The sequence below is a fragment of the Paraburkholderia sp. D15 genome, from assembly GCF_029910215.1.
Taxonomy (GTDB): Bacteria; Pseudomonadota; Gammaproteobacteria; order Burkholderiales; family Burkholderiaceae; genus Paraburkholderia.
In genome coordinates, this window is the sequence record NZ_CP110395.1 from 1,903,096 (window position 1) to 1,929,536 (window position 26,441).

Below are 26,441 nucleotides of genomic sequence, written 5' to 3' on the forward strand. Positions count from 1 at the left end.
CTTAGCCGGGCGGCATAAAAATCGACTGCATGGTCTATAAAACCGGAATGCGGATCGGGTCGCCGCGCACCGAGGCCGCATGAGTTTGACAACCAGCTGACAGCGCGGCGCGAGTCGGCTTTTTTTCGGGTAGACACGCGCGAATAACCCGCTAAAATTGCGGCCAATTTTCCAGCGGTACGGCTTGCGCTGTACCGTTTGCGCGACAGCCCGGCATTTTTTTTGGTGCGCGCAATAATTAATGGTAGTTTTCGGGTTTTTCAGGGGAGCCGTGCGCGCGTTGCCGCGGCGTGGGTGAGGACGGCCGGCCTGAGCCGGTCAGGATCGGAGAACGGAATGAAAAGACGGGTAGTGGGGCAGGTGGCGGCGCTGGTCTTGTGCGCGACGCCGTGGTTGACGGCCGCTGCGAAAGATACGCAGCTGAACGTGTATAACTGGTCCGATTACATCGCCAAGGACACCATTCCGAACTTCACGAAGCAGACCGGCGTCCAGGTCAAATACGACAACTACGACAGCGACGACACGCTGCAAGCCAAACTGCTCACCGGCAACTCGGGTTACGACATCGTCGTGCCGACCAGCAACTATGCGGGCAAGCAGATCGCGGCCGGCATCTTCGCGCCGCTCGACAAGTCGAAGCTGCCGAACCTCAAATACCTCGACCCGTCGCTGATGGCGCTGGTGGCCGGCGCCGATCCGGGCAACAAGTACACGGTGCCTTGGGCATACGGCACGACCGGCCTCGCGTACAACGTCACCAAGGCCCAGCAGATTCTCGGCAAGAACGTGCCGCTCGATAGCTGGGACGTGCTCTTCAAGCCGGAAAACATTTCGAAGCTGAAGGCCTGCGGCGTGTCCGTGCTCGACGCGCCGGACCAGATGTTCGCCGCCGCGCTGCATTACATCGGCAAGGATCCGATGAGCACGAACCCGGCCGACTATCGCGCCGCGCTCGAGATGATGAAGAAGATCCGCCCGTACATCACGCAGTTCAATTCGTCGGGCTATATCAACGATCTGGTCGGCGGCGACGTGTGCTTCGCGTACGGCTGGTCGGGCGACGTCGTGATCGCCAAGCATCGCGCGGCCGAGGCGAAGAAGCCGTACAAGGTCGAGTACTACATTCCGAAGGGCGGCGCGCCGGTCTGGTTCGACGTGATGGCGATTCCGAAGGACGCGAAGAACAAGGAAGCCGCGCTCGAGTGGATCAACTACATCGAAACGCCGCAGGTGCATGCCGCGATCACCAACGCCGTCTACTACCCGAGCGCCAACCTCGAAGCGCGCAAGTACGTGGACAAGGACGTGGCGAACGATCCGGCCGTCTATCCGCCGCCTGAAGTCATCAAGACCCTGTTCCTGCTGAAGCCGCTGCCGCCGGAAATCCAGCGTCTGCAGACGCGGCTGTGGACCGAGTTCAAGTCCGGCCGCTGATCCGCGGCTCGCGTGAACGGTTAGCGCATCATCAAGAAGCCCTCGGCGTCCACCGGGGGCTTTGTTCGTCAAACGCCGGAGTAAAGCATTGTGATGAGTAGTGAGCAGTCGGGCGCACTGGCGGGAACCGCCGCGCCGTCTTTCAGTTCGAGCGCCGCGACGGATGCCGCCGCGGACCAGTTCGTCCAGATCGTCGATGTCGTCAAGAAGTTCGGCGAGACCGTGGCGGTCAAGGGCGTCAATCTGTCGGTGAAGAAGGGCGAGCTGTTCGCGCTGCTCGGCAGTTCCGGTTGCGGCAAGTCGACGCTGCTGCGCATGCTGGCCGGGCTGGAGAGCATCACCTCGGGCAAGATCCTGATCGACGGCGAGGACCTCGCGCAATTGCCGCCGTATCGCCGGCCGGTCAACATGATGTTCCAGTCGTACGCGCTGTTTCCGCACATGACCGTGGAGGCGAACGTCGCGTTCGGTCTGAAGCAGGAAGGCGTGCCGAAAGCCGAGCTGAAAGACCGCGTGCAGACCGCGCTCGAACTCGTGCAGATGGGCCGCTTCGCGAAGCGCAAGCCGCATCAGCTGTCGGGCGGTCAGCAACAGCGCGTGGCGCTCGCCCGTTCGCTGGTCAAGCGGCCCAAGCTGCTGCTGCTCGACGAGCCGATGTCCGCGCTCGACAAGCAGATCCGTCAGCGCACGCAGATCGAGCTGGTCAACATTCTCGACAAGGTCGGCGTGACCTGCATGATGGTCACGCACGATCAGGAAGAGGCGATGACGATGGCGAGCCGCCTCGCGGTGATGAGCGAGGGCGAGATCGTGCAGCTCGGCACGCCGCATGAAGTGTACGAATTCCCGAACAGCCGTTTTTCGGCGGAGTTCATCGGCTCGACCAATCTGTTCGACGGCAACGTGGTCGAGGACGAACCCGATCACGTGTTCATCGACACGCCGGACCTGCCGTGCCGTCTTTACGTGAGCCACGGCATTACCGGTCCGCTCGGCATGCCGGTGACGATCTCGGTGCGGCCCGAGCGCATCGCGCTGACGCGCAAGCCGCCCGAGGGCGCGTACAACTGGGGCAAGGGCGTCGTCACGAATATCGCGTACATGGGCGGCTATTCGCTCTATCACGTGAAGCTCGACGCAGGCAAAACGGTGATCGCCAACGTGACCAGTCTCGCGCTGACGGAGATCGATACGCCCACGTGGGGCGACGAAGTGTACGTGCGCTGGAGCGCATCGGCCGGTGTGGTGCTGACCTCATGAAACGCTCGCTCCATTCCCTCGCCAACTGGCCGGTGCGGCGCTTCAATCTGACGGGCCGCACCGCCGTGGTGGCCGGGCCGTTCGTCTGGCTGCTGCTGTTTTTCCTCGTGCCGTTCCTGCTGGTCGTGAAGATCAGCTTCGCGGATCTGCAGCTCGGCATTCCGCCGTACACGGAGCTGTCGACATTCGCGGACGGCGCGATACACATCACGCTCGATCTGTCGCATTACGCGTTTCTGCTGACCGACAGCCTGTATTTCGCGACCTATGTGAACTCGGTGGTGGTCGCCGCGATCTCGACGCTGTTGTGCCTGCTGATCGGGTATCCGATGGCGTATTACATCGCGCGATCGAATCCGGCGAGCCGCAATCTGTTGATGATGGCCGTGATGCTGCCGTTCTGGACGTCGTTCCTGATTCGCGTGTACGCGTGGATCGGCATTCTGAAGAACAACGGTTTGCTGAACAACTTCCTGATGTCGATCGGGCTGATTCATTCGCCGATCGAGCTGTATCACACGAACACGGCGGTTTATATCGGCATGGTGTATTCGTACCTGCCGTTTCTGGTGATGCCGCTGTACGCGCATCTGGTGAAGATGGACATGACGCTGCTGGAAGCGGCGTACGACCTCGGTGCGAAGCCGTGGAAGGCGTTCTGGCAGATCACGCTGCCGCTGTCGAAGAACGGGATCATTGCCGGCTGTCTGCTGGTGTTCATTCCGGCGGTGGGCGAGTACGTGATTCCGGAACTGCTTGGCGGCGCGAATACGTTGATGATCGGCCGCGTGATGTGGAATGAGTTCTTCGACAATGCCGACTGGCCGATGGCCTCCGCGGTGACGTGTGCGATGGTGTTGTTGCTGCTGGTGCCGATGGCGTTTTTCCAGTACGCGCAGGCGAAGGCGATGGAGGAAAGGCGCTGATGAAGCCGAACCGGATTTTGCAGTGGATTGCGTTGGGGATCGGGTTTCTGTTTCTGTATATCCCGATCGTCAGCCTGGTGGTGTATTCGTTCAACGAGTCGCAGCTCGTCACGGTGTGGACGCGGTTTTCCACGCGGTGGTATGCGGCGTTGTTGCAGGATGACGAGTTGATCGCGGCGGCGTGGTTGTCGTTGCGGGTGGCGTTGCTGACGGCGTTCGCGTCGGTGATTATCGGCACGTGGGCCGGGTTCGTGCTGGCGCGGATGGGGCGGTTTCGCGGGTTCACGCTTTACACCGGGATGATCAATGCGCCGCTGGTGATTCCCGAGGTGATTCAGGGGATCTCGTTGCTGCTGCTGTTCATCGAGATGGCGAAGTGGCTGGGATGGCCCGCGGGGCGGGGTATCTTCACCATCTGGATCGGGCATGTGATGCTGTGTATTTCTTATGTCGCGATTATTGTGCAGTCGCGGGTTAAGGAGCTGCATCCTTCTCTTGAAGAGGCTGCGCTCGATCTTGGGGCGACGCCGGTTCGGGTGTTTTTCTTCATTACGTTGCCGTTGATTTCGCAGGCGCTGGTTTCGGGGTGGTTGTTGTCGTTTACCTTGTCTATCGATGATCTTGTTTTGTCGGCGTTTTTGTCGGGGCCTGGGTCGACGACGTTGCCGCTGGTTGTTTTTTCCCGGGTCAGGTTGGGGTTGAATCCGGAGATGAATGCGTTGGCTACGTTGTTTATTGCGGTGGTTACTGTTGGGGTGGTGGTTGCGAATTATTTTATGCAGCGGGCTGAGAGGAAGAGGGCGGTGATGGCGGTTTGATGGTTTTTTTTTGTTTGTCTGGGTGATGCTTTTTTTGTGGTTTTTTTCTGGTTATTTGGCCTTTGCTTGTATTGTTAGTGGTCCATTAGTGTTGCCCCTGTGCGGGGCGGCACCTACTTCTCTTTGCCGCGGCAAAGAGAAGCAACCGTATTGGAAGTCAAGCGACGGGTATCGGGTGGGCGGCGGATCACATGTCGATCCGCCGGCGACGTACAGGCGAGCGCATGCCGCACGATCTCCGATCGCGCCTTCGGTAAGAACGCTTGAAGAAGTTCAGATGATCGACGGCCTCCAGTGCGTGTCATGCTGGACCATCGTATTGAGTGTGACGATGAGCTTGCGGATGCACGCCGTGATGGCGACCTTGAACGGCTTGCCCGCCTCGCGTAGCCGGTCATAGAAAGCGCGAATGGTCGGATTGAAGCGCAGCGCGGGCACGCAGGCCATGTAAAGAGCGCGCCGTACGACGGCTCGCCCGCCCTGAATGCGACGCCTGCCGATGTGTTTGCCGCTGTCGCTATTGAACGGAGCGACGCCGGTGAGCGCGGCGATCTCGCGGCGGTTCAGCGAACCCAGTTGCGGCATGAAGGCGATCAGCGTTGCGGCGGCGCCGGGACCGATACCGGGCACGGAGCGCAGCAGATCTTCCTTCTGACGCCACGCGGGAGACGAGCGCAGGAACGAGTCGATATCGTTGTCCGCGATCCTGATCTGCTGCTTGAGCCATTTGATGTGGTCATTCAGGCTTTCGCGGGCGGCGGCGTGGGCGCGCTCAAGACGGGCCTTCTCGGCCACGAGCATGTCCACGAGCTGGGCGCGGCGCAGCAGCAGGGCCTGCAACTGCTCGGTCTGCACATCGGTGAGCGGGCGCACCACGGGCTTGATGACCGCGGCGAAACGGGCGATGGCAAAGGCGTCGATGCGATCGGTCTTGGCCCGCATGCCGGTCGCGCGGGCGAAGTCGCGCACCTGCCGGGGATTCACGGCGACAGCGGGCAGACCCGCCTCGCAGAGGGCTCTGAGCACGGCGAGTTCGAGCTTGCCGGTGGCCTCCATCACGATCAGGGTGGGGTTCAACGCGATGAGACGTTGTACCAGTTGATCGATGGCGGTCTGCTCATTGTCGACACGAAAATGGTCGGTCGTGTCGTGAATGGCGATGTCGAGCGTTGTGCCGCTGACGTCGATGCCGATATAAACGGAAGAAACAGGATTCATCGTGGTACCCATACTTGCAGGAAAATACGAGCTCGAGGCTCCGTCAACTGTTCGGGTTATGAGGATGAAAAGGACAGTCGCTCAAGCTTCTCTGCGTGCTCGAAGCACTGAAGGCAGACGAGCTGACTGTCCCTGTGGCGACAACTGATCGGGTCGTCGTCACAGGAGGGAATATACAAGTAGGCAAGAGAAAGCCGCTCACACCGCTAACTCTTAAGCGGGTCCCCCGCGCAGTATTGTTAGTGGTGCATCTGGAATCCGTGCCCCCGCGCATTTCGCGTTCGTGGCACAGCAGTCATTCTTCGGGCGGCGCTACGCGCGCCCCCGGGTAAATCTAACGCCGCCCTCCGTTTCGGGGCGTACCGCTCCGCCGAGCGCGCAGCGCGAGACGGGATGAATGAGTCCTTTGTCACTAGCGCGGAATGCGCGAGGGCACGGATTCCAGATGGACCACTAACAATACTGTGCGAGGCGCCCGCTTATGAGCTGGCGGTGTGAGCGGCTTTCTCTTGCCTACTTCTCTTTGCCGCGGTGTTTAGACCGGAGACATAGGTAACAGATGTGCGGAGACATGGGTAACACATGATCCGCTCATTCCTGCTGGTTCAGGTTGATGGTTCCGAAGCGGTGATGCGCAAAAAACAGGTCGTAGCAGTTCTCTTCATCGACGCGCGCGCGGATGGCCACGGGCAGGTTCTGCAATGCATTTGATACCTTGAATCGCCGGTTCCTGAAGCGTAGTTCGCCGTTCCACTTCACGCACTGCACGTGATCGTTTTCGCCGTACTCGATTGGCGGCAGGATCTCCGGATAGGCGCGCGGACTCGGTCGATAACGCGTAACCGGGGTCGCCATGTCCAGCGCCTGATGTGGGCGCTGATGGTTGTAGACCGTGCGCCACTCATCGAACGCCTGCTGCGCGCTGGACAGATTCCTGAAGTGGCGTCCGGCGATCACCTCGGCCTTCAGCGTGCGGTGAAACCGCTCCTCCTTGCCGTTGGTCTGCGGATGCGCCACGCGGCTGTGTGACAGGCGCACACCCAGCCGGATGAGCCAGATGGCCAGTTCGGTCAACTGGCCCGGCTGGCTGGGGCTGCCCCACGGCGAACCGTTGTCCGCGTTGATGCGCCGCGGCAGCCCATAGCGGCGGAAGGTGCGCTGCAGATGATGCTGCACGATCCGGGTGTCGGTGCGAATGCAGGCATCGAGCGTCACGTTGTAGCGCGAATGATCGTCCAGCAGGGTCAGGGGCGAACAGTGGCGGCCGTCCTGCAGGTCGAACCAGCCCTTGAAATCCATCTGCCAGAGATCGTTGGGCTGTGCATGCTCGAAGCGCTGCCAGGCCGTGGCGGCCTCGGAGGCAGCCGGGTCGATGAGCCCGTGACGATGCAGGATGTCCGTCACGGTACTCGGGGCCGGCACGTCCCTGTGGCCCAGGTCGCACAGACGCCGGCTGATCTTGCGTCCACCCCAGGCGGGGTGTGCCCGCCGCAGTTCGACTACCTGCTGCTCGACTGACGGTGGCGTGCGCGCCGGATTCTGCAGGGGGCGGCGCGAGTGATCTGTCAGCGCGGCAACGCCGCCCTGCGCGTGGCGCTCAAGCCACTTGTAGCCGGTCTTCGGACTGATGCCAAAGCGCCGGCACAGGTCGCGACGGTTGGCGCCTTCCTGCAAGGCCAGATGGACGAATTCCAGACGCAGATTCATGGTGTCTCTCGGATTCCAGGGCATGACCGGCTCCAGGCGATTCGCTCGCCAAGAGTGTTACCCATGTCTCCGTACACCCGTTACCTATGTCTCCGGTCCATACACCGCGGCAAAGAGAAGTAGGTGCCGCCCCGCACAGGGGCAACGCAAATAGACCAATAAGAATACAAGGAAAGGCCAAAAAACAAACCGTCGCATAGACAAAAAAAACCTAAACCCGATACCCCACCCGAACCCCACCCCAATGCCTCCCGCCAACAAACACCGGCGCGGACGCATCCTTCATCAGCACAAACTCCCCACCCCCCATATCCCGACGATAAGTCTGCAACAAAAACCGCTTGATACTGGAAGCCGCGGCAATCCCCGTCCGGTCGTCGAACATCCGTCGATTCCGGCAATTCGCCATATTCCAGACCACGTCCTCGCGCTGCGGCAACGAAAACTTAAGATTGTGCGTCGGCAAATACCCGCGCAAATCGACCGCCGCACAAAACGCCACGCGAGGATCCAGCTTCAATAAAGGCTCCTGAATCGCCGGCAAAACCCGATCGGTAAACGCCGTAAACCGCGTGACAAACTGCGGCGGATTGCTGCCGTCAACCGCGACGTAGTGCTGATCGAACAGATCCTCGATCGACATCTCCCCACGCGCCACCGCCGCCTCGAACACTTTCCCCACGGCCGCCGCCGCCCGCTGCACCGCGTCGATAAACGGCGTATCCCCCGTCTCGACCCCCGTCGCGGCCGTCAACTCGATCAACGTCTCCGATACGCCCAGCAGATTGCCGAGGCGGTTGCGCGCCTGCACGAAATTCTCGCTCGAATCCTCGACGCCGCTCGCCATCTCCAGCACCTGCGCCTCAAGCCCATCGCACTGCGTTTCGATCTCGCCGGTCAACGCCGCAATCTGTCCCGCCTCGGTATTGAGTTGCGCGATCGCATCGCCCGTCGCATGCACGACGTCGCCGATCTTGCGCGTGCCCTCGCGGACCCGATGCGCCCGCGCAGTGTTCTGCGAACCTTCGCTGATCAGGTGCTCGGTCTGCTGCGTAAGTTGCGCAAGCGTCGTTTCGATCTGCCCGGTGGCCTGCGCGGTCTTCGCCGACAGGTTCTTCACCTCGGCCGCCACCACCGCGAAACTCTTGCCGGATTCGCCCGCGCGCGCCGCTTCGATCGCGGCGTTCAACGCCAGCAGATGCGTCTGGCGAGCGATCAGCGAAATCTCCTCGGAGACCCGGCTCACATGCGCCAGCGCGCTGCGCAACGCGCCGATCTGACTCTCGATCACCGTCACGCCTTCCACCAGCCCGTGAATGTCGGCCAGCGACGCCTCCAGCGTCTGCTGCGATGACTGCACCCCGGTTGCCGCTTCGGCCGATACGCTGCGCATTTCGCGCGCGGCGCTGGCAATGCGGTGATTGCCCGCCAGCGTCTGCGCGGCGGACTCCCGCAACGCGCGGCACACCTGCGCCTGGTGCTGCACGCGCGCGGCCACTTCGTCGACGTGGCCCGATACGTCGCAGATCTCGATACCCAGTTTGCCGGCCTGTGCGGCGATATCGCCGACGACACCCTGTGACCGGGCCCGTCTGCGAAAGTTGAAACGCATCATTGACGTCTCCTCGATGGCGCGTTGACCGCGCACGACTCGCGCTGTCGTCCCTTGCGGATGCAGCGCCTCTCCGATGCGTTTACGGCTGACTTTCAACCGACTTGATACGGGCAATCCCGCAGTCGTTATGATGGACGCTCATGCGCCTACTTACACTGACCCTCACTCACCCTGATTCCCCCCACGCTGCCTTGCGCCGCGCCACTTTCTCGCTCCGGTAATCATGATCGACTCCTTCGCTCGCGTTGCGGGCTGGCAGCAGCTTTATCATCTGTGGGAGCTGATCGTGATGATCTGCAAGTTTCTGTGGGGACTGCTGCGCCTGCTCGGCGGCGGTTAAACGGTGGGCGCGCGCCGGTTCGCTGCATTCACCGCGGCACCCACCGCTGCACCCATTGCGGCATTAGCCACTGGCATCCGCAGGAACGCGTCCAGATCCGCCAGCACGTGCTCCGGCGCCTCTTCCATGGGGATGTGCCCCAGCCCCGCGTACATCACCGATTGCGCGCCCGGAATCCGGCTCGCGAATTCGTTGGCATGCGCGGGCGGAATCCAGCGGTCCTTCGCGCCCCACAGCACGAGCGTGGGGACGTCGAGCGTTCTGAGCGAATCGGTGTCGACTTCCTTGAAGTCGAGCGTCGGTACCATCTTGCCGATCGCGGCGCGCGCGCCCTCGGCGTGGAAGAAATCGACATAGCGCCGCAACGTGAGCGCATCGAGCTTGCGCGGATCGCCGTACACGTTGCGCACCGCGCTCCTGATGATCGGTTCGGGCAGCCACCACGGCGAGCTCATGCGCACCAGCGCGTGATTGAACAGGTCGATGTAGATCGGCAGCTTCATCGGAAAGCCGGCCGAATCGATCAGTACCAGACGCTCGACCGCGCCGCGATGGCGCACCGCGTAGTCCCACGAAATCAGGCCGCCGAGCGAGTTGCCGATCAAGGTCGCGCGGCCGATGCCGAGCGCCTGCATGAACGTATCGATAAAGCGCCGGTAGGTGGGCAGGTTCATCGTCTCGATCTCGCCACGGCTCGAACGCAGCGGTCCGGTCACGCCGAACGGCGGCAGATCGAGACGGATCACGCGATGCGTGCGCTTGAGTTCATCGGCGACGCGATTCCACGTATGCAGCGACGCCGCGAAACCGTGGATCATCACGAGCGTGTCGCCCTGGCCTTCGTCGACGTAGTGCACGTCGGTGCCCATGATCTGCACGAAGCGCGAGCCGGTCTGCGTGTAACGCCGCCGCAGTTCGTCGCGCGACACGCTGGTGATGCCCAGGCGCGCGGCGACGGAGCGCCGCGGTAGCGACGCAGAAGCGGATGCGGGCGAGGTGGATTCGATGCTTGCCATGGTGCTTGTCTCCCTTGTAGTTCGTTGAGTTCGAACGGCGCGGAACCGCCATCAAAAGCCATCGCAATGCGCCGCAATCCATTGCAAGCCGCTGCAATCCACCACCATCCACCGCAACCTGCCGCGTCAGCGCGCGAAACGATACTCGTCCGGCCGCACGCGCCGCGTACGCTTGCGAAAACTGAACGTGAAGCCCGGCCATAGCGCCGTCACCTTGCCGCTCTTCGTCTGATACCAGCTATGGCAACCGCTGACCCAGACCGAGTGCTGCATGTTCTTCTGCAGACGCGCATTGAAATCGCGCTGCACGTCGGCGCGCAGATTCATCGTGCGGGCCCGGCGCCGGCGCAGCGTGCGCAGACAGTCGGCGATGTACTGCACCTGCGACTCGATCATGTAGATCATCGAGTTGTGACCGAGCCCGGTGTTCGGACCGACGATCATGAAGAAGTTCGGAAAGTCCGCGACGCTGACGCCGAGATACGCTTCCGGCCCGTCGCGCAGCCAGAGCGCACCGAGATCGGCGCCGTTCAGCCCGGTCACCTCGAACGGCGCGCCGACGTCGTTGACCTGAAAACCCGTGCCGCAGATGATCGCGTCCGCGCGATGCAGCGTGCCGTCCTCGGTCACGACGCCTTCCGCGACGACCTCGCGAATGCCGGTGGTGATCACGTCGACGTTCGGTTGACCGAGCGCCGGGTAGTAATCGCTCGACAGCAGCACGCGCTTGCAGCCGAACCGGTAGTTCGGCGTCAGCTTGGCGCGCAGTTCGGGGTTGGGCACGCGCCGTTCGAGATAGCTGAGGCCGAACTTCATCGGCATCTTCATCAGTTTCGGATTGACGACGAAGGCAATCGCGCGCGATTCGAGTTGCCAGTAGATCGCGCTGCGCACGAAGCGCTGCGTGAACGGCAGATGCCGGAACAGCCAATGCGCGCGCGGGCCGACCGGCTTGTCGGGCTTCGGCATGATCCACGGCGCGGTGCGCTGGAACAGATCGAGTTGCGCGACGCGCGGCTGGATGTGCGGCACGAACTGGATCGCGCTCGCACCGGTGCCGATCACCGCGACGCGTTTGCCTTCGAGCGGATAGTCATGGTCCCAGCGCGCCGAATGAAACAGCTTGCCCTCGAAGCGGTCGAGCCCGGCGATCTGCGGCATGGCCGGACGCGAGAGCGGACCGCTCGCGGCGATCACCACGTCGGCCTCGACGATTTCCCGCACGCCGTCCACGTCGATCTCGACACGCCACGTCTGGCTCGCCGCATCGAAACGCGCGGCCGCCACGCGTGCATTGCAACGTACATAGCGCGCCACGCCGTATTTGCGCGCGCAATGCTGCAGGTACGCGAGGATTTCCGCCTGGCCGCCGAATGCGCGCGACCACGCCGGATTCGGCTCGAACGAAAACGAGTACAGATGCGAGGGCACGTCGCACGCCGCGCCGGGATAGGTGTTGTCGCGCCACGTTCCGCCGATGCCGGCGGCCGCTTCATAGACGGTGAACGACGTGATGCCCATGCGCTGCAGACGGATCGCCATGCCGAGGCCGGCAAAGCCGCTGCCCACGATGACGATGCGCGGCGTGGCGGATGAAGAAGGGGAGGCGGGCGTCACGGTCATCTCCAGCGGGGAACGAAATTCGAGAGTCTACACATGTCTACTCCGATCTAACGCGCAGGGTAGACAACTGTACACTGCACGTCAAGATCGTTTAGAGTACCGCTATTAAACGCGCATGGCGCGCGGTGATTGAAGACTCATGACATCCGTCCCCGACGTGTCTGGCGCCACGGGCTCACACCCGGCTCCCACGGCACCCGACTCCGCTTTAGATCTCACTGCCGCGCAGGACCTGCCGGCCGGCAAGCGCAAGCTGATCGAAGCCGCGTTGCGGCTGACCGCGGGCGGACGCAGCTTCGCGAGTCTCGGTCTGCGCGAACTGGCGCGCGAGGCGGACCTCAACCCCAACACGTTCTACCGTCATTTCGACACGCTCGACGATCTCGCCCGCGCGGCGGTCGAATCGGTCAGCCGGCGCTTGCGGCCGATGCTGCGGCGCGAGCGCTGGCTTGCCGCGCACGACGAACCGCATAGCGTGCCGCGTCGTGCGTGCGTCGCGTTCTTCGCGTTCGCGCTCGATAACCGCGAGGCGTTTCTGAGCGCGCTGGCCGAGTATCACGGCACGTCGCCGGCCTTACGCGACGCGGTGCGCGCGAATCTGCACGAGGTGTCGGCGGAAATGGCGGACGACGTCGTGCAACTGAAGCTGATGCCGACGCTCGCGCGCGGGACCGTCGACGAAGTCTGCACGCAGATCGTGCTGCAACTGTTTCATCTGTCGGCGGAATATATCGGCGCTGACGAGGTGCGGCGCGAGGCGCTGGTCGCGTACGCGGAGCGGTTTATCGTCAGATTGTTCGCGGGGTCGATGCTGCTCGCGCAGCATGAAGCGGGTGGTGCGTCGGAGGCACTACGCGGCGTCGTGTGATTCGAAGCGACGTGATGTGACGTATCGTGTCGTGACCTGATGTGAGGAAGGCGCGGGCATAAAAAAACAGGCTCCTGTCCAAGGAGCCTGTCTGTTTTTACCGCTTGCGTGTGATTCGGAGTCTGCGCTGCATCGCGACTCAGGTATCGTCGCTCCAGCCACCGGAATCGTCGTTGCTGCCCATGTCGATGCCGCCGCCGTTGCCGTCGTTCCAGTCGTTCGAACCCTGACCGAAATCGAGGCCGCCGCCGTTATCGTTGCCGCCGCGACGGCGCGTTTCGTCGTCGACGATCACGTCGCGCTCCACCACGCGCTCACGGCCGGAGTTCAGCGCCTCGCCGAGCAGCACACCGGTCAGCAGACCGCCCATGCCGCCGCCGAAACCGCCACCGCCTTGCTGCACGATGACCTGCGGCTGCTGTTGATACGGTGCTTGCTGCGGATAGGGCGCTTGCGGCGGGTTGCCGAACCGCTCGGCTTCCTGCGCATACGGCGATTGTCCATACGGCTGCTGTGCGCCTGCGGCGGGTGCTGCGTACGGATCCGGCCGCCCATCGGCACGCGCCCGCATGCTGCCGAGCCGTTGTTCGAGTTCGTCGAGTTGATATGGCGGCACCGGATTCTTGCCGTTCGACAAGGTTTCGACGAGACCGCGCAATTGATCTTCGGTCGCCTCGACTTCCTTCTCCAGCGCCTCGTGACCCTGCACGGTGGAGAGCTTCACGTCGAGCTTCAGCGAACGCACGGTGTTGAGCATCTCGGTGGCGCGCTTCAGTTGCGCGCGGCGTTCGTCGTCGGCGCGCGTGTCGCCTTGCGAGCGCGCGCGGCGCAGCGTCCAGCGCAGCACCAGTGCGATCGCACCGATCAACACGATGATGCCGATCCACATGCCGATGCCGGGACCATGCCGTTGCGGTGCCTGCGGCACCATCGCCGATTGCTGCTGCACGGCCGGCGCGTTCTGCTGCGCGAACGGATTCGGCGCGCGGCTGGTATTCGTGCCCGCATTGCCGCCCGCGCGCTCGGCGTCCTTGCGGATGCGCGCCTCGGTCTGCGCGAAGCGGGTCGGGTCGGTGAAACGGATCTGCGGGTCGAGCGTCTTGGCCTGTTGCACCTGGGCGAGCGCGTCCGCGTAACGGCCCTCGCGATCGAGCACCTGGCTGTACAGATAGTGCGCGCGCGCGTTGTTCGGATGCGCCTGCAGCACTTCGCTCAGACCGGCATCGGCTTGCTGCCAGTTGCCTTGCGACATCGCGGATTCGATCTGCTGCACCGTGGGCACCGCGAACGCCGCGGCCGACACGAACAGCAAGGATGCGAATGCGCCTGCGAGAAATTTTTTCATGTGCGGACCGGGCGCGGGGCGCCCGTCTCCTTCAGTCATTGCCGGCGCCAGCGCACTGGTGATCCGGCGCGCCCGCGGTGGCATGCGCCACCGCGGGCCGGTACTTACGACGGGCCGATGCGCTTACTGAGCCGGCGTATTGAGCTGCTTCTTCAAGGCTTCGAGACGGTCGTCGACGGACGGGCCGCGGTTCAGGTCGGCGAGCTTGTCGTCGAGCGCCTTGCCGCTTTTCACGTCGGCGGAATTCAGGCGGGCGTCCGAACGGGCATTCGACAACGCGACCTTGTCTTCCAGCTTCTGGAAATCTTCCGACAGATTCTTGCCGCCGATACCGCCCAACGCGGTGGCCGCGACATCTTTCGCCTGCGCGATCTGCTGCTTCGCCTGCAGGATGTTCGAGCGTGCGTTCAGATCGTTGCGGCGGCTGCGCATGTCTTCGATCTGGCTCTTCAGTTGCGCGACCGACGGTTCGAGCGTGGTCAGTTCCTTCGCCAGCGCATCGCGTTCGGCTTCGGCCGTGGCCTGGGCGCCGAGCGCTTCGCGCGCGAGCGTTTCGTCGCCGGATTGCAGCGCGCGCTTCGCGCCGTCTTCATACTTCTTTGCCTTGTCCGCGGCGACGTCGCGCTTGCTCTGCTGCGTGGCCACCTGGGCCTGAATCTCGATCAACGAGTTCTCGGCCTTGGCGATGCTGTCGTCGAGTTCGCGCACGATCTGGCGCGAGTCGCGCGACGGGTCCTGCACGGAATCGGCTGCGTCGTTCAGGAGACCTTTAAGCGTGCGCGAAATGCTGTCGAAAAGCGACATGAAAACCTCCAGAGAATAGTATCGGCGCTGAGTTAATCCGGCGCGTCCCACTGCTTTTAACCGCTACTGTACGCCGCCGCGCGTGATGCTGCGCAACGTTCGGACCGGAGTTCGGGGCGCGCTCGCGAAATGCAATAGCGGCGCTGGATTTTCTTCCACCCCTTGTTTGTTCGATGCACTTGTCCGGCCATTCAATCGATAACGAACAGTCACACGCAGTCACACGCAGTCACAGCAGTTAAAAAACGCGCGGCCATGAATCAGCGGCTCGCGGATATTACACCACGGCATCGCTTAAATCCGGCTTAAAGGGAACGATGACGCAATGGCTCACATTGCCCGCGCGATATGTCGCGCATGTGTGTGCGACATAGTGCGGCCTGGTGCGACGTAGTGCGACGTAGTGCGGCGTAAGCGGATCGATGAAGCTTGCAACGCCGAAAGCTCGCGTGGCGTCGCGCGGATGCGGCGCGTCGTTACGCGAAACGGCCGCCTTCGGTGCTGGGGTCGGTGCGGGGATCGTCGTCGTCGCGCGAGGCGTCGACGCGTGGGCGCTTGAGCACGCGGCGCAATTGCGCTTCCTGCAAGGGTTCGTCGCGCCCGGCGCGGGCGGCTTCGTTCGGCTCGCCAGGCGGCGCGGTCGCGTCGTCGATGGCGGCGGCTTCGGCGGCGGTCATGCGTGCCACCGCCTGTTCCGTTGCCGCGGCATCTTCGTCCACGCCGGCGGCCAGCGCGGCGGCGATGCCGGCGGGTAGCAGCGGGGCAGGTTCTTTCCGTTGCGTCGATGTCGTGGACGATGCGGATGCGGGCTTCGACACCTTCGTCGCGCTCGAACTCGCCCCTTGCACCGTGCCCGGCGTACCCGGCCTATCGCCGCTCACGCCGCTGGCCGCATCGCCCGTTTCGCCGGGCGCGTCTTCCGCGGCCGCGCCGGATTCGCTGTCCGCGCGCGTCTGCAAGGCAGCCGGCAACGCCGCGCGCGCATGCCGCGTGCCGCGCGCGACGCGCTGCAACGCGGCGTCGAGCGCATCCGGCGCACGCGGCGCGCGCAGCCGGTCGACGATGCTCGCGGCCTTCACCTGCTCGCTGGTCGCGCCGAAGCTCAGCACCGCGCGCCGCATGAGTTCGCTGACGCTAATGCCCAGGTTCTCGGCGGTGGCGGCGATCGCGCGCTTCTGCGCGGGCGTGACGAAGACGACGATGCGTTCGCTGGGCTTGTTCATGATCGGCTCGCATACTTGTTGGCATGGGCGGGACGTTTCATCAGCGCGCGGATTCGGCCAACGCGCCGCGTCCATCATATGACGAGTTGCCTCGATGCGGAACGGGCGCGGCGTGAAAATCCCGTGACATCAACGGCTTGTAGCGATTCCGGCAAGCTTGTCCACAGGCCTTTCAACAGTTTCTGTTGATAACCCGAGCCGTGTGCGCAAGGCCTGGCGGGACTTGACCGGCGCATTGCGAACGTCGGACCCGCGAAGGGAATTCTTACAAAAAAACTAGCTTCGGCCGCGCTTGATTTCTTTAAAATGCGCTGTTACGTTGCGCCGGACACTGTCCTGGGCGCGCCGTGCGGCTGCCGGGGGCACAAAGCCGCGCGGCGGTGTGCGCCGAGGCCGCGGTGCTCGATCACGATCCATGCGTGCGCCAGGAGCGCGCGCAGAAAGGCGTTCAGTCACGCGCCCACTATTCCAGTCATGCCAATCATCAAACGACCGCATTCTTCCAATTCTCCGGCTGGCGAAGACCGGGACTCCTACCAACGCACTCCAGGACGCAATGCGGCTTCGCGCGATGCCGAACGCGATGGGCGTGGCCGTCGTTCGATCTTCGCGACCGTCGCGATCTGGTTCGCGAGCCTGCTCGGCACGCTCGCGGTGGTGGGCGCGCTGATTCTCGGCTACGCGCTGGTGGTGATGGGGCCGCAATTGCCGTCGCTCGATGCGCTGACCGACTACCGGCCCAAAGTGCCGCTGCGCGTCTATACCGCCGACCACGTGCTGATCGGCGAATTCGGCGACGAACGGCGCAGCATCGTGCGCTTCGAGGACATTCCCGACCAGATGAAGAAAGCGGTGCTCGCGATCGAGGACTACCGCTTCTACGAGCACGGCGGCGTCGACTTCGTCGGCATTCTGCGCGCGGGTTTCGCCGACCTCGCGCATGGCGGCGCCTCGCAGGGCGCGAGCACGATCACCATGCAGGTGGCGCGCAACTTCTTCCTGTCGAGCGAGAAGACCTACACGCGCAAGATCTACGAGATGCTGCTCGCGTACAAGATCGAGCGCGCGCTGACCAAGGACCAGATTCTCGAGCTGTACATGAACCAGATCTATCTGGGCGAGCGCGCGTACGGTTTCGCGAGCGCGGCGCGCGTGTACTTCGGCAAGGATCTGAAGGACATCACGCTGGCCGAGGCCGCGATGCTCGCGGGGCTGCCGAAGGCGCCGTCCGCGTATAACCCGGTGGTCAATCCGAAGCGCGCGAAGATCCGCCAGGAGTACATTCTGCGGCGCATGCTCGAACTGAAATACATCAGCCAGGATCAGTACGACCAGGCGGTGAAGGAAGAGATTCACACGCGCAATCCGGGTAACGAATACAGCGTGCACGCGGAGTACATCGCCGAAATGGTGCGGCAGATGATGTACGCGCAGTACAAGGACGAAACCTACACGCGCGGTCTGAACGTCACCACCACGATCGACTCGGCGGATCAGGACGCCGCGTACCACGCGGTGCGCAAGGGCGTGATGGACTACGAGCGGCGTCACGGCTATCGCGGCCCGGAAGGGTTCGTGCAATTGCCCGCGCCGGGCGACGACCGCGATCAGGCGATCGACGACGCGCTCACCGATCACCCGGACAACGGCGAGATCATCGCCGCGGTGGTCACCGACGCCGCGCCGAAGCTGGTGAAGGCGCAACTGGTGGACGGCACGCAGGTGGCGATCAGCGGCGACGGCCTGCGCTTCGTCGCGGGTGGCCTGAGCGCGCGCGCCACGGCCGCCACGAAGATCAAGCCCGGCTCGATCGTGCGCCTCGTCGCGGACGACAAGGGCAACTGGCAGATCACGCAATTGCCGCAGGTCGAAGGCGCGCTGGTGTCGCTCACGCCGCAGGACGGCGCGATCCGCGCGCTGGTGGGCGGCTTCGACTTCAACAAGAACAAGTTCAACCACGTGACCCAGGCGTGGCGTCAGCCGGGTTCGAGCTTCAAGCCGTTCATCTATTCGGCGGCGCTGGACAAGGGCCTCGGACCGGCCACGATCATCAACGACGCGCCGCTGTACTTCCCGTCGAGCACGCCGGGCGGCGACGCGTGGGAGCCGAAGGACGACGATCAGCCCGACGGTCCGATGCCGATGCGTCTCGCGCTGCAGAAGTCGAAGAACCTCGTGTCGATCCGCATCCTGTCGTTCATCGGCACCAAGTACGCGCAGGACTTCGTCACGCAGCGTTTCGGTTTCGATGCCGACAAGACCCCGCCGTATCTGCCGATGGCGCTCGGCGCCGGCCTCGTCACGCCGTTGCAGTCGGCGGGCGCGTACTCGGTGTTCGCGAACGGCGGCTTCCGCATCAATCCGTATCTGATCGCCGAAGTGACGGATGCGCGCGGCCAGCCGCTGTCGAAGGCGCAGCCGTTGACGGCGGGCCGCGACGCGCCGCGTACGCTGGAGCCGCGTAACGCGTTCATCATGAACAGTCTGCTGCATTCGGTCGCCACGGCCGGTACCGGCGCGGGCACCAACGTGCTGCATCGTTCGGACCTGCAGGGCAAGACGGGTACCACCAACGATGCGAAGGACGGCTGGTTCGCCGGCTATCAGCAGTCGCTGGTGGCGGTCGCGTGGATGGGTTACGACCAGCCTAAGAGTCTGGGCAGCCGCGAATTCGGTGCGCAGCTTGCATTGCCGATCTGGGTCGAGTACATGCAGCGCGCGCTGCGCGGCATTCCGCAAAGCGAGCCGGCCCAACCTGACGGCGTGACCGCGGTGGACGGCGAACTGTTCTATACCGACATGACGCCGGGCAACGGCTTCGTCGCGAGCATCGGACTGGATTCGGCGAACCCGACCGCCGGCGCGAGCGATGCGGTGGGCGGCGTCGGACCGGCGGGCATGACGCCGCCGGCGGTGCCGCCGCCGAGCGTGTCGTCGAACGAGAAGAAGCAGATCATGGATCTGTTCGAATCGAACAAGCCATGACGATGTGAAGCGTGGGCGGTCTGCCGGCAGGGGGACCGCCCACGTTGTTTTGATGGTTTATTGCCGGCACGCCAGCCGGCGCCTCTGCGTCTCGCCGCAAGCGAGGCGTTCCTCTTCACGCGAAGCGCGAGACCCGGTTTGACGCGCACGCATCACCACCTCGACCGTCGCACGCCGCAAGGGCGCAACGGTTGGCGTGTTCGTCATCCATCCACCGGGTCCCGTCTCGTGAAAAGTCGAATCATCATCTGTCTGACGACAGGTCTGCTGCGCGCGCTCGCGCTCCTGCCGTACGGCGTCGTCGCGCGGATCGGCACCGGCCTCGGCGCGTTGCTGTATCGCATACCAAGCGCGCGGCGGCGGGTCGTGCACACCAATCTGAAACTCTGTTTTCCCGATCTGAGCGACGAGGCGCGCGAACGGCTCGCGCGCGCGCATTTCTGCCACGTGATTCGCAGCTACGTCGAGCGCGGGCCGCAATGGTTCGGCAATGCGCGCGCGCTGGCGCGGCTCGTGGAAGTGGAGAGCGCGATCGACCTGTCCGACATGCAGTCGCAGCCGACGATTTTCGTCGGCTTCCATTTCGTCGGTATCGAGGCGGGCTGCATGATGTATTCGACGCGGCATCCGGTCGCGTCGCTCTACACGCCGATGTCGAACCGCGTGCTCGACGCGATGGCACGGCGTCAGCGCGGCCGCTTCGGCACGGAGATGATTCCGCGCAGCGACAGCGTGCGGCGCGCGTTGCGCGTGCTGCGCGACGGCAAGCCGGTGATGCTGGCGGCCGACATGGATTTCGGCTTGCGCGATTCGGTGTTCGTGCCGTTTTTCGGCGTGCCGGCCTGCACCTTGACCTCGGTATCGCGGATGGCGCGCGCGGGCAATGCGCGCGTGGTGCCGTTCGTGACGGAAGTGCTTCCCGACTATCGCGGCTACAAGCTGACGATCTTCGATGCGCTCAGCAATTTTCCGTCGGACGACGTCGCGGTCGACGCGCGCAGGATTACCGAATTTCTCGAGACGCAGGTGCGGCGGATTCCCGAGCAGTATTACTGGGTGCACAAGCGCTTCAAGAACCGGCCGGCGGGAGAGGCGGGGGTGTATTGATGCCGGCGGATGCTGCGCCTCGCTTATCCACGATTCGCCGCATCCTGTCGTATTCCGCACCGCCGCCGCAATCTCCTTCAAGGTCAACGAGTTAGCGGGCTTGTCAGAAAGTTGTCAACAGGCTCGTCCACACAAACTGGGGATAACTCCGCGATGTCGGTACGGAATCCCAGGTTTCCTCAGTGGGTTGCGTCGACGCCGGAGGCTGCCGACGTAGTCGATGCGGCCGATGCGGTTTGCCCAGCTTCCACCGGCGGATTCCCCATCGCCTGAAACAACGCCGCCGTATCCGTCAGCCTTGCGCTCGTATAGCGGATCTCGTCGAGCTGCGCATTGCGGAACTGCTGTTCGCTCGACCGCGTCGATGCGATCGGCAATGCGCCCAGCCGGTACCGTCCCGAGGTTTCCTCGAAAATCGCCTGCGCCGAGCGCGCGGCCGTGTTCGCCGCGTCGAGCGCCTGCGCATCGTGTTCGAGCGCCGCGAGCGAATCCGCGACGTTCTGGAACGCGGCCAGCACCGTCTGCCTGTACTGCGAGACGGTCGCGTCGTACGTATCGACCGCCGCGCGCCGCTGCGCGAACAGCGCACCGCCATGGAACAGCGGCTGCGACAGCGACGCGCCGAGACTCCAGATCGCGCCCGCCCCCGAGAGCATGGTCGGCCAGCTGAACCCGCCTTGTCCCATCGACGCGCTCAGCGACAGCGTCGGGAACATCTGCGCGGTGGCGACGCCGACGTCGGCCGCGGCGGCCTTGACCGCGGCATCGGCCGCCTGGATGTCGGGCCGCGTGCGCAGCAGTTCCGACGGCACCACCACCGGCACCTGGCCGGGCACCTGCAATTGCGCGAGCACGAGATCGTCGGGCGCCGCATCCGGCGTGCGGCCGAGCAGCACCGCCAGCGCGTGGCGCGTGGTCGCCAGCTGCTGACGCAAACCGGGCAGGCTCGCCGCCAGACTCGCCGCGCTTTGTTGCGCGCTCAACTGATCGGCGTGCGAGACCGCGCCCAGCACGTAGCGCCGTTGCGTGTCGCGCGCCTGATCGTCGGCGATCGTCACGAGGCGCTCGGTCGTGTCGATCTGCGCGCGCAACGCGGCGCTCGTCAACGCGGCCGTCACGATGTTGGCGGCCAGCGCGCGGCGCGCGGCGTCGAACTGATACGCCTGCACGTTCACGCGCGAGGCGAGCGCCGCATCGGCGAGACGCGATGCGCCGAACAGGTCGATCGTGTAATGCGCCTGCAACTGGCCGACGAACACGTCGTAGAGCGCCGTCGGCGGCCCGAAGCCGGGAATCGTCAACGCGCGGTTGCGGGTCGCCTGGCCGCCGGCGTCGATGGTCGGCAGCATCGAGCTGCCGATCTGCGCACGCAACTGTTCGCGCGCGGCGGCGAGGCTTTTGTCGGTCGCCGCGAGCGTCGGACTGTTGCGCAAGCCTTCGTCGACGAGCGCATTCAGCGCGTCCGAACGGTACAGCTTCCACCATTCGGGCACCGGCTTCGCGCCGACCACGAATTGCTGCGCGACACCTTGCGCGACGACCGTGCGCTCGGGCTGCGCGGCGGCGCCATAGTGCGCCGGCTGCGGCATCGCGGGCGGCGTGCCGCTGGGGCCGAACGAGCAGGCCGCGAGCGTGCACGCGACGCCGGCCAGCGCGACGAGGCGCGGGTAGTGTGGATAGCGCGTATGAAGCATAGAGCGTCGATCGCGCGAGTGAATGAGAGTAGCCATGCTCAATTTCCCGAATGCGCCGCGCCGGACGAGGACGGCGTGCGCGGCTCGCGTTCGTCGCCGCGCACGCGGAACGACGTGGCGTACAGCGCGGGCAGATAGAACAGCGTGAGAATGGTCGCGCTGGTGATGCCGCCCATCAGCGCGGTCGCCATCGGACCGAAGAAGTTCGAGCGCAACAGCGGAATCAGCGCGAGCACCGCGGCGGCGGCGGTCAGCGTGATCGGCCGGAAGCGCCGCACGGTCGCGCCGACGATCGCGTCGAAACGTTTGTGCCCCGACGCGATGTCCTGCTCGATCTGGTCGACCAGAATCACCGAGTTACGCATGATGATGCCGAACATCGCGATCACGCCGAGCATCGCGACGAAGCCGAACGGCTGGCCGAACAGCAGCAGCGTGGCGACCACGCCGATCAATCCGAGCGGCGCGGTCAGCACCACCATCAGCACGCGCGCGAAGCTCTGCAACTGGATCATCAGCAGGGTCAGCACGGCGACGATCATGATCGGCATCTGCGCATTGATCGACGCCTGGCCCTTGCCGCTTTCCTCGACCGAGCCGCCGATCTCGATCCGGTAGCCAACCGGCAGCGTCGCGCGGATCGGCGCGAGCGCTTTGTCCACCGAATGCGTGACGTCGATGCCTTGCGCGCCCGGCATCACGTCGGACTGCACCGTGATGGTGGGCTGGCGATCGCGTTCCCAGATCACGCCGTACTCCAGATCGTTGCGCAGATGACCGAGCGTGCCGAGCGGCACCGGACCGTTCGGCGTCGGCATCGCCAGCGTGACGAGGTGGGCGGGGTCCACGCGTTCGGCCTTCGGCGCGCGCAGATCGACGCTGATCAGCTTGTCGCGTTCGCGGTATTGCGTGACCGTGTAGCCCGACAGCGTCATCGCGAGGAAGCTGGAGATGTCGTCGGAACTCACGCCCAGCTCGCGCGCTTTCTTCTGATCGACTTCGAAGCGCACGCTGCGTTCGGCCGGTTCGTCCCAGTCGAACTGCACGTTGCTGGTGCCGCGATCGGCGCGCAGCGTCGCCGCGACGCGCTCGGCGATGCCGCGCACGGTGGCGATGTCGTCGCCGCTCACGCGGAACTGCACCGGATAGCCGACCGGCGGCCCGTTTTCCAGCCGCGACAGACGCGTGCGGATCGCCGGGAAATGATCGCGCAATTCTGGTTCAAGCCACTTTGCGAGCTTCTCGCGGTCCTTGACCGATTTCGCGGTGATCACGAACTGCGCGAAATTCGGCGTCTGCAATTGCTGGTCGAGCGGCAGATAGAAACGCGGCGCGCCGCTGCCGACGAAGTCCACCGTGTGATCGATTTCCGGCCGGCCGACCAGCGCCTGTTCGAGCCGTTTGGCCTCGCGCAGCGTCGCGTCGAACGACGCGCCTTCGGGCAGCCGCACGTCGACCAGCAACTCGGGACGATCCGAGCTCGGGAAGAACTGTTGCGGCACCAGCGTGAAGCCCGCCATGGCCAGCACGAACAGCAGCACGGTGATGATCAACACGACGAAGCGCCGCTCGATGCACCAGCCGATCCAGCCGCGCAGCCGCTTGTAGAAGCGCGTGTCGTAGATGTCGTGTTCGTGGTCGTCGGCTTCGTGCGCCTGGCGTTTGCGTTCCGGCAGCATGTGATAGCCGAGCAGCGGAATCAGCACCACCGCCGCGAGCCACGACGCGATCAGCGCGATCGCCGAGACCTCGAAGATCGAGCGCGTGTATTCGCCGGTGCTCGATTTGGCGAGCGCGATCGGCAGGAAGCCGGACACGGTGACGAGCGTGCCGGTCAGCATCGGAAACGCGGTGCTGGTGTACGCGTAGGCCGCGGCGCGGGTACGGTTCCAGCCTTGCTCCAGTTTCACCGACATCATCTCGACCGCGATGATCGCGTCGTCGACCAGCAGGCCGAGCGCGAGCACCAGCGTGCCGAGCGACACCTTGTGCAGGCCGATGTCGAACAGGTACATGCACAGCGCGGTGACGGCGAGCACGACCGGAATCGAGATCACCACCACCATGCCGGTGCGCACGCCCAGCGAGACGAGGCTCACCACCAGCACGATCGCGATCGCCTCGGCCACCGCCTCGAGGAAGTCGTCGACGGACAGCGCGACCGCGTGCGGCATGCTCGCCACTTCGGCGAGTTGCAGGCCGGCGGGCAGCGCGCGGCGCAACTGGGCCATCTGCTGGTCGAGCGCCTTGCCGAGCTGGATCACATCGCCGCCGGGCTGCATCGTCACGCCGATGCCGAGCACGGCCTTGCCGCCGGAACGCATCTGCGTGACGACGGGGTCGTCGTAGCCGCGCTTGATGGTGGCGATGTCGCCGAGCCGGAACGAGCGGTTGTTGATGCGGATCAGCGTGTCGGCGAGCGCGTTGACGTCCTTGAACTGGCCGGAGGGGCGCACGAACACACGGTCGTCGGTGGTGGTCAGCGTGCCCGCCGCCGACACGCTGTTCTGCGCGTTGATCGCCTGGCCGAGCTGCTGCGGCGAAATGCCGAGGCGCGTGAGCTGCGTGTTGGTGATCTCGACGTAGATGTGCTGGTCCGGGTCGCCGAAGTAATCGACCTTGCCGACGCCCGGCACGCGCAGCAGCACCGTGCGCAACTGGTCCGCGTAGTCGTGCAGTTGCGCGGGGGAAAAGCCGTCGCCTTCGAGCGTGTAGATGTTGGTGTAGACGTCGCCGAATTCGTCGTTGAAGAACGGGCCCTGAATGCCCGGCGGCAGCGTCGCCGCGATATCGCCGACTTTCTTGCGCACCTGGTACCAGGTTTCGGGCACGTCCTTGACCGGCGCCGAGTCCTTCATCGAGAAGAACATCAGCGATTCGCCCGGGCGCGAGTAGCTGCGCACGAAATCGATCGCGGGCGTTTCCTGCAATTTGCGGCCGATGCGGTCCGTGACCTGTTCCTGCACCTGCCGCGCGGTCGCGCCGGGCCAGAAGGTGCGGATCACCATCACGCGGAACGTGAACGGCGGATCTTCGGACTGCGCGAGTTTCGTGTACGCGAGAATGCCGAAGGCGGTGGCGAGCGCGATCAGGAAAACGACCAGCGCCTGGTGGCGCAGCGCCCATGCGGACAGGTTGAAGCGTCCCTCTTCATGCGTGGTGCTCATGAAGCGAAGTCCTCGGGATGCAGCGGCGCGACCGGGTGGACTTTCTCGCCGGCGCTGACGGTATGCACGCCTTGCAGCACGACGCGTTCGCCGTCCTTGAGCCCCTGGCCGATCACGATGGTGCGTTCGTTGTAGCGCGTGACGGTGACGCGGCGCAGTTCCAGCGCGTTGTCCGTGGCGCGCACGACCCATACGGCCGGTTGCGTGCCGTCGTGGAACAGCGCGGTGGCGGGGATCGTGAACGGGCCGCCTTGATTCGCGGCGTTGCCGGCCGGGGAAGACGCGGAAGCGGCGGCCGATGCCGGCGCAGGCGCGGCGAGCGCGATGTCCGCGGTCATGCCGAGGCGCACGTCCGGTCCGGGTTCGACGAGCGTCAGCCGGGCGCGATAGGTACGGCTTTGCGGATCGGCGGCGGGCGAGAGTTCGCGCACGCGCGCGCTGAACGTGCGGCCCGGCAGCGCGGCCAGCGTGACCTTCGCGGTTTGTCCGACCGACAGCGCGGCCAGCGCGCTTTCCGGCACGTCGACCACCACGTCGACATCGCCGCTCCACGCGAGGTTGTACACGGCCTGGCCGGCGGACACGTTCTGACCGGTATCGGCCTGCTCGGCGGTGATCACGCCCGCGTGATCGGCAACGAGCGTGGTGTACTGCAACTGATCTTTCGACAACGCGGCCTGCTGCGCGGCCTGATCGCGCTGCGCGGCCGCCGATGCGTACGCATTCGTGGTCTGTTCGAGCTGCGCGGGCGCAATCAGGTTTTCCTTCGCCTGCGCCTGGTCGCGGTCGAGCTGTTGTTTGGCGTAGACGAGCGCGTGTTCGGCGGCGGCCAGTTGCGCCTGTGCGCTGGCGGCATTCTTCCGCTGATCCGCCGGATCGAGACGGGCGACGATCTCGCCGTTCTTCACGGTGTCGCCGAGGCGCACGCGCCGCTCGACGATCTTGCCGGCGACGCGGAACGACAGTGGCGTCGAATAGCGCGCCTGCACTTCGCCGGGCAGCGACGCGGCCTGTTGCGCGACACCGTCCGCATGCACGGCGGCGACGACCACGGGACGCGGCGTGGGCGCCGCGGCTTCCTTCTTCGAGCAGGCGGCCAGCGCGACGGCGCCGGCCAGCGTGAATGCCAGCGCCGCACGACGTGCGCGCGGACCATGCCGATGGAACTGCGGGCGCATCGCTGACGATGCGGGAGGACCGGGACGCTTCACAATTACTCCACCAGGAGACGGCAAAAACGGACACGGCAAGCCGCAGCGGCCCGCCAGCGAAAGACGCGCGACCCGGA

General features: G+C 64.6%; 18 protein-coding genes. 7 read left to right on the top strand and 11 right to left on the bottom strand.

Annotated features, from left to right (window positions below):
* The first annotated feature begins 336 nt into the window (after positions 1 to 336).
* From LFL96_RS08195 to LFL96_RS08210, 4 genes are all read left to right on the top strand, one after another.
* The gene (locus tag LFL96_RS08195) at positions 337 to 1,437 is read left to right on the top strand and encodes a polyamine ABC transporter substrate-binding protein (protein ID WP_281000009.1); all 1,101 of its coding nucleotides are present in this window, start codon (positions 337 to 339) and stop codon (positions 1,435 to 1,437) included.
* 93 nt (positions 1,438 to 1,530) lie between these two features.
* Positions 1,531 to 2,697 (top strand): polyamine ABC transporter ATP-binding protein, encoded by a 1,167-nt coding sequence (potA, locus tag LFL96_RS08200; RefSeq protein ID WP_281000011.1) that lies wholly within the window; start codon positions 1,531 to 1,533, stop codon positions 2,695 to 2,697.
* Positions 2,694 to 3,623, top strand: a complete 930-nt coding sequence (locus LFL96_RS08205) for an ABC transporter permease subunit (RefSeq protein WP_281000013.1) — start codon at positions 2,694 to 2,696, stop codon at positions 3,621 to 3,623. The genes potA and LFL96_RS08205 overlap by 4 nt, the downstream gene beginning before the upstream one ends.
* Positions 3,623 to 4,441, top strand: a complete 819-nt coding sequence (locus LFL96_RS08210; RefSeq protein ID WP_281000015.1) for an ABC transporter permease subunit — start codon at positions 3,623 to 3,625, stop codon at positions 4,439 to 4,441. The genes LFL96_RS08205 and LFL96_RS08210 overlap by 1 nt, the downstream gene beginning before the upstream one ends.
* A 273-nt stretch (positions 4,442 to 4,714) precedes the next feature.
* Here LFL96_RS08210 and LFL96_RS08215 read toward each other — a convergent pair whose 3' ends face one another.
* From LFL96_RS08215 to LFL96_RS08235, 5 genes are all read right to left on the bottom strand, one after another.
* Positions 4,715 to 5,659, bottom strand: a complete 945-nt coding sequence (locus tag LFL96_RS08215) for an IS110 family transposase (protein ID WP_280999422.1) — start codon at positions 5,657 to 5,659, stop codon at positions 4,715 to 4,717.
* Between the two features lie 591 nt (positions 5,660 to 6,250).
* Entirely contained in the window at positions 6,251 to 7,390 is a 1,140-nt protein-coding gene (locus LFL96_RS08220; protein ID WP_280996340.1) for an IS481 family transposase, read from the bottom strand.
* 187 nt (positions 7,391 to 7,577) lie between these two features.
* A complete protein-coding gene (locus LFL96_RS08225) occupies positions 7,578 to 8,981 on the bottom strand; it encodes a methyl-accepting chemotaxis protein (protein WP_281000017.1) in 1,404 nt (467 codons plus the stop codon).
* Positions 8,982 to 9,317: 336 nt separating this feature from the next.
* Positions 9,318 to 10,337, bottom strand: a complete 1,020-nt coding sequence (locus LFL96_RS08230; protein ID WP_281000019.1) for an alpha/beta fold hydrolase — start codon at positions 10,335 to 10,337, stop codon at positions 9,318 to 9,320.
* Between the two features lie 126 nt (positions 10,338 to 10,463).
* On the bottom strand, positions 10,464 to 11,954 hold the full coding sequence (locus LFL96_RS08235; RefSeq protein WP_281000021.1) for an NAD(P)/FAD-dependent oxidoreductase: 1,491 nt from the start codon (positions 11,952 to 11,954) through the stop codon (positions 10,464 to 10,466).
* Positions 11,955 to 12,099: 145 nt separating this feature from the next.
* Here LFL96_RS08235 and LFL96_RS08240 point away from each other — a divergent pair, with 145 nt between their 5' ends.
* The gene (locus LFL96_RS08240) at positions 12,100 to 12,828 is read left to right on the top strand and encodes a TetR family transcriptional regulator (RefSeq protein ID WP_281000023.1); all 729 of its coding nucleotides are present in this window, start codon (positions 12,100 to 12,102) and stop codon (positions 12,826 to 12,828) included.
* A gap of 139 nt (positions 12,829 to 12,967) precedes the next feature.
* On the opposite strand, the gene LFL96_RS08245 is transcribed toward LFL96_RS08240, so the two are convergent.
* From LFL96_RS08245 to LFL96_RS08255, 3 genes are all read right to left on the bottom strand, one after another.
* Positions 12,968 to 14,173 carry a tetratricopeptide repeat protein gene (locus tag LFL96_RS08245; RefSeq protein WP_281000026.1) on the bottom strand — a complete coding sequence of 402 codons (1,206 nt, stop codon included), beginning with the start codon at positions 14,171 to 14,173 and terminating at the stop codon, positions 12,968 to 12,970.
* 123 nt (positions 14,174 to 14,296) lie between these two features.
* On the bottom strand, positions 14,297 to 14,977 hold the full coding sequence (locus tag LFL96_RS08250) for a PspA/IM30 family protein (protein WP_281000028.1): 681 nt from the start codon (positions 14,975 to 14,977) through the stop codon (positions 14,297 to 14,299).
* A gap of 476 nt (positions 14,978 to 15,453) precedes the next feature.
* Positions 15,454 to 16,200, bottom strand: coding sequence for a hypothetical protein (locus LFL96_RS08255; RefSeq protein WP_281000030.1), 747 nt, complete (start codon positions 16,198 to 16,200; stop codon positions 15,454 to 15,456).
* 474 nt (positions 16,201 to 16,674) lie between these two features.
* On the opposite strand from LFL96_RS08255, the gene LFL96_RS08260 reads away from it, so the two are divergent.
* Both LFL96_RS08260 and LFL96_RS08265 read left to right on the top strand, forming a co-directional pair.
* The gene (locus LFL96_RS08260) at positions 16,675 to 19,185 is read left to right on the top strand and encodes a penicillin-binding protein 1A (protein WP_281000032.1); all 2,511 of its coding nucleotides are present in this window, start codon (positions 16,675 to 16,677) and stop codon (positions 19,183 to 19,185) included.
* Between the two features lie 228 nt (positions 19,186 to 19,413).
* Positions 19,414 to 20,292: a lipid A biosynthesis lauroyl acyltransferase gene (locus LFL96_RS08265; RefSeq protein ID WP_281000034.1), complete on the top strand. Its 879-nt coding sequence runs from the start codon at positions 19,414 to 19,416 to the stop codon at positions 20,290 to 20,292.
* A 179-nt stretch (positions 20,293 to 20,471) separates the two neighbouring features.
* Here the strand turns inward: LFL96_RS08265 and LFL96_RS08270 are convergent, their stop codons facing one another.
* The 3 genes from LFL96_RS08270 to LFL96_RS08280 are packed head-to-tail and all read right to left on the bottom strand — an operon-like array spanning position 20,472 to position 26,331.
* Entirely contained in the window at positions 20,472 to 21,986 is a 1,515-nt protein-coding gene (locus LFL96_RS08270) for an efflux transporter outer membrane subunit (RefSeq protein ID WP_281000626.1), read from the bottom strand.
* A 38-nt stretch (positions 21,987 to 22,024) separates the two neighbouring features.
* Positions 22,025 to 25,153, bottom strand: coding sequence for an efflux RND transporter permease subunit (locus tag LFL96_RS08275; protein ID WP_281000036.1), 3,129 nt, complete (start codon positions 25,151 to 25,153; stop codon positions 22,025 to 22,027).
* Positions 25,150 to 26,331, bottom strand: a complete 1,182-nt coding sequence (locus tag LFL96_RS08280; protein ID WP_281000038.1) for an efflux RND transporter periplasmic adaptor subunit — start codon at positions 26,329 to 26,331, stop codon at positions 25,150 to 25,152. Before LFL96_RS08280 ends, LFL96_RS08275 begins: the two co-directional genes overlap by 4 nt.
* Positions 26,332 to 26,441: the final 110 nt, after the last annotated feature.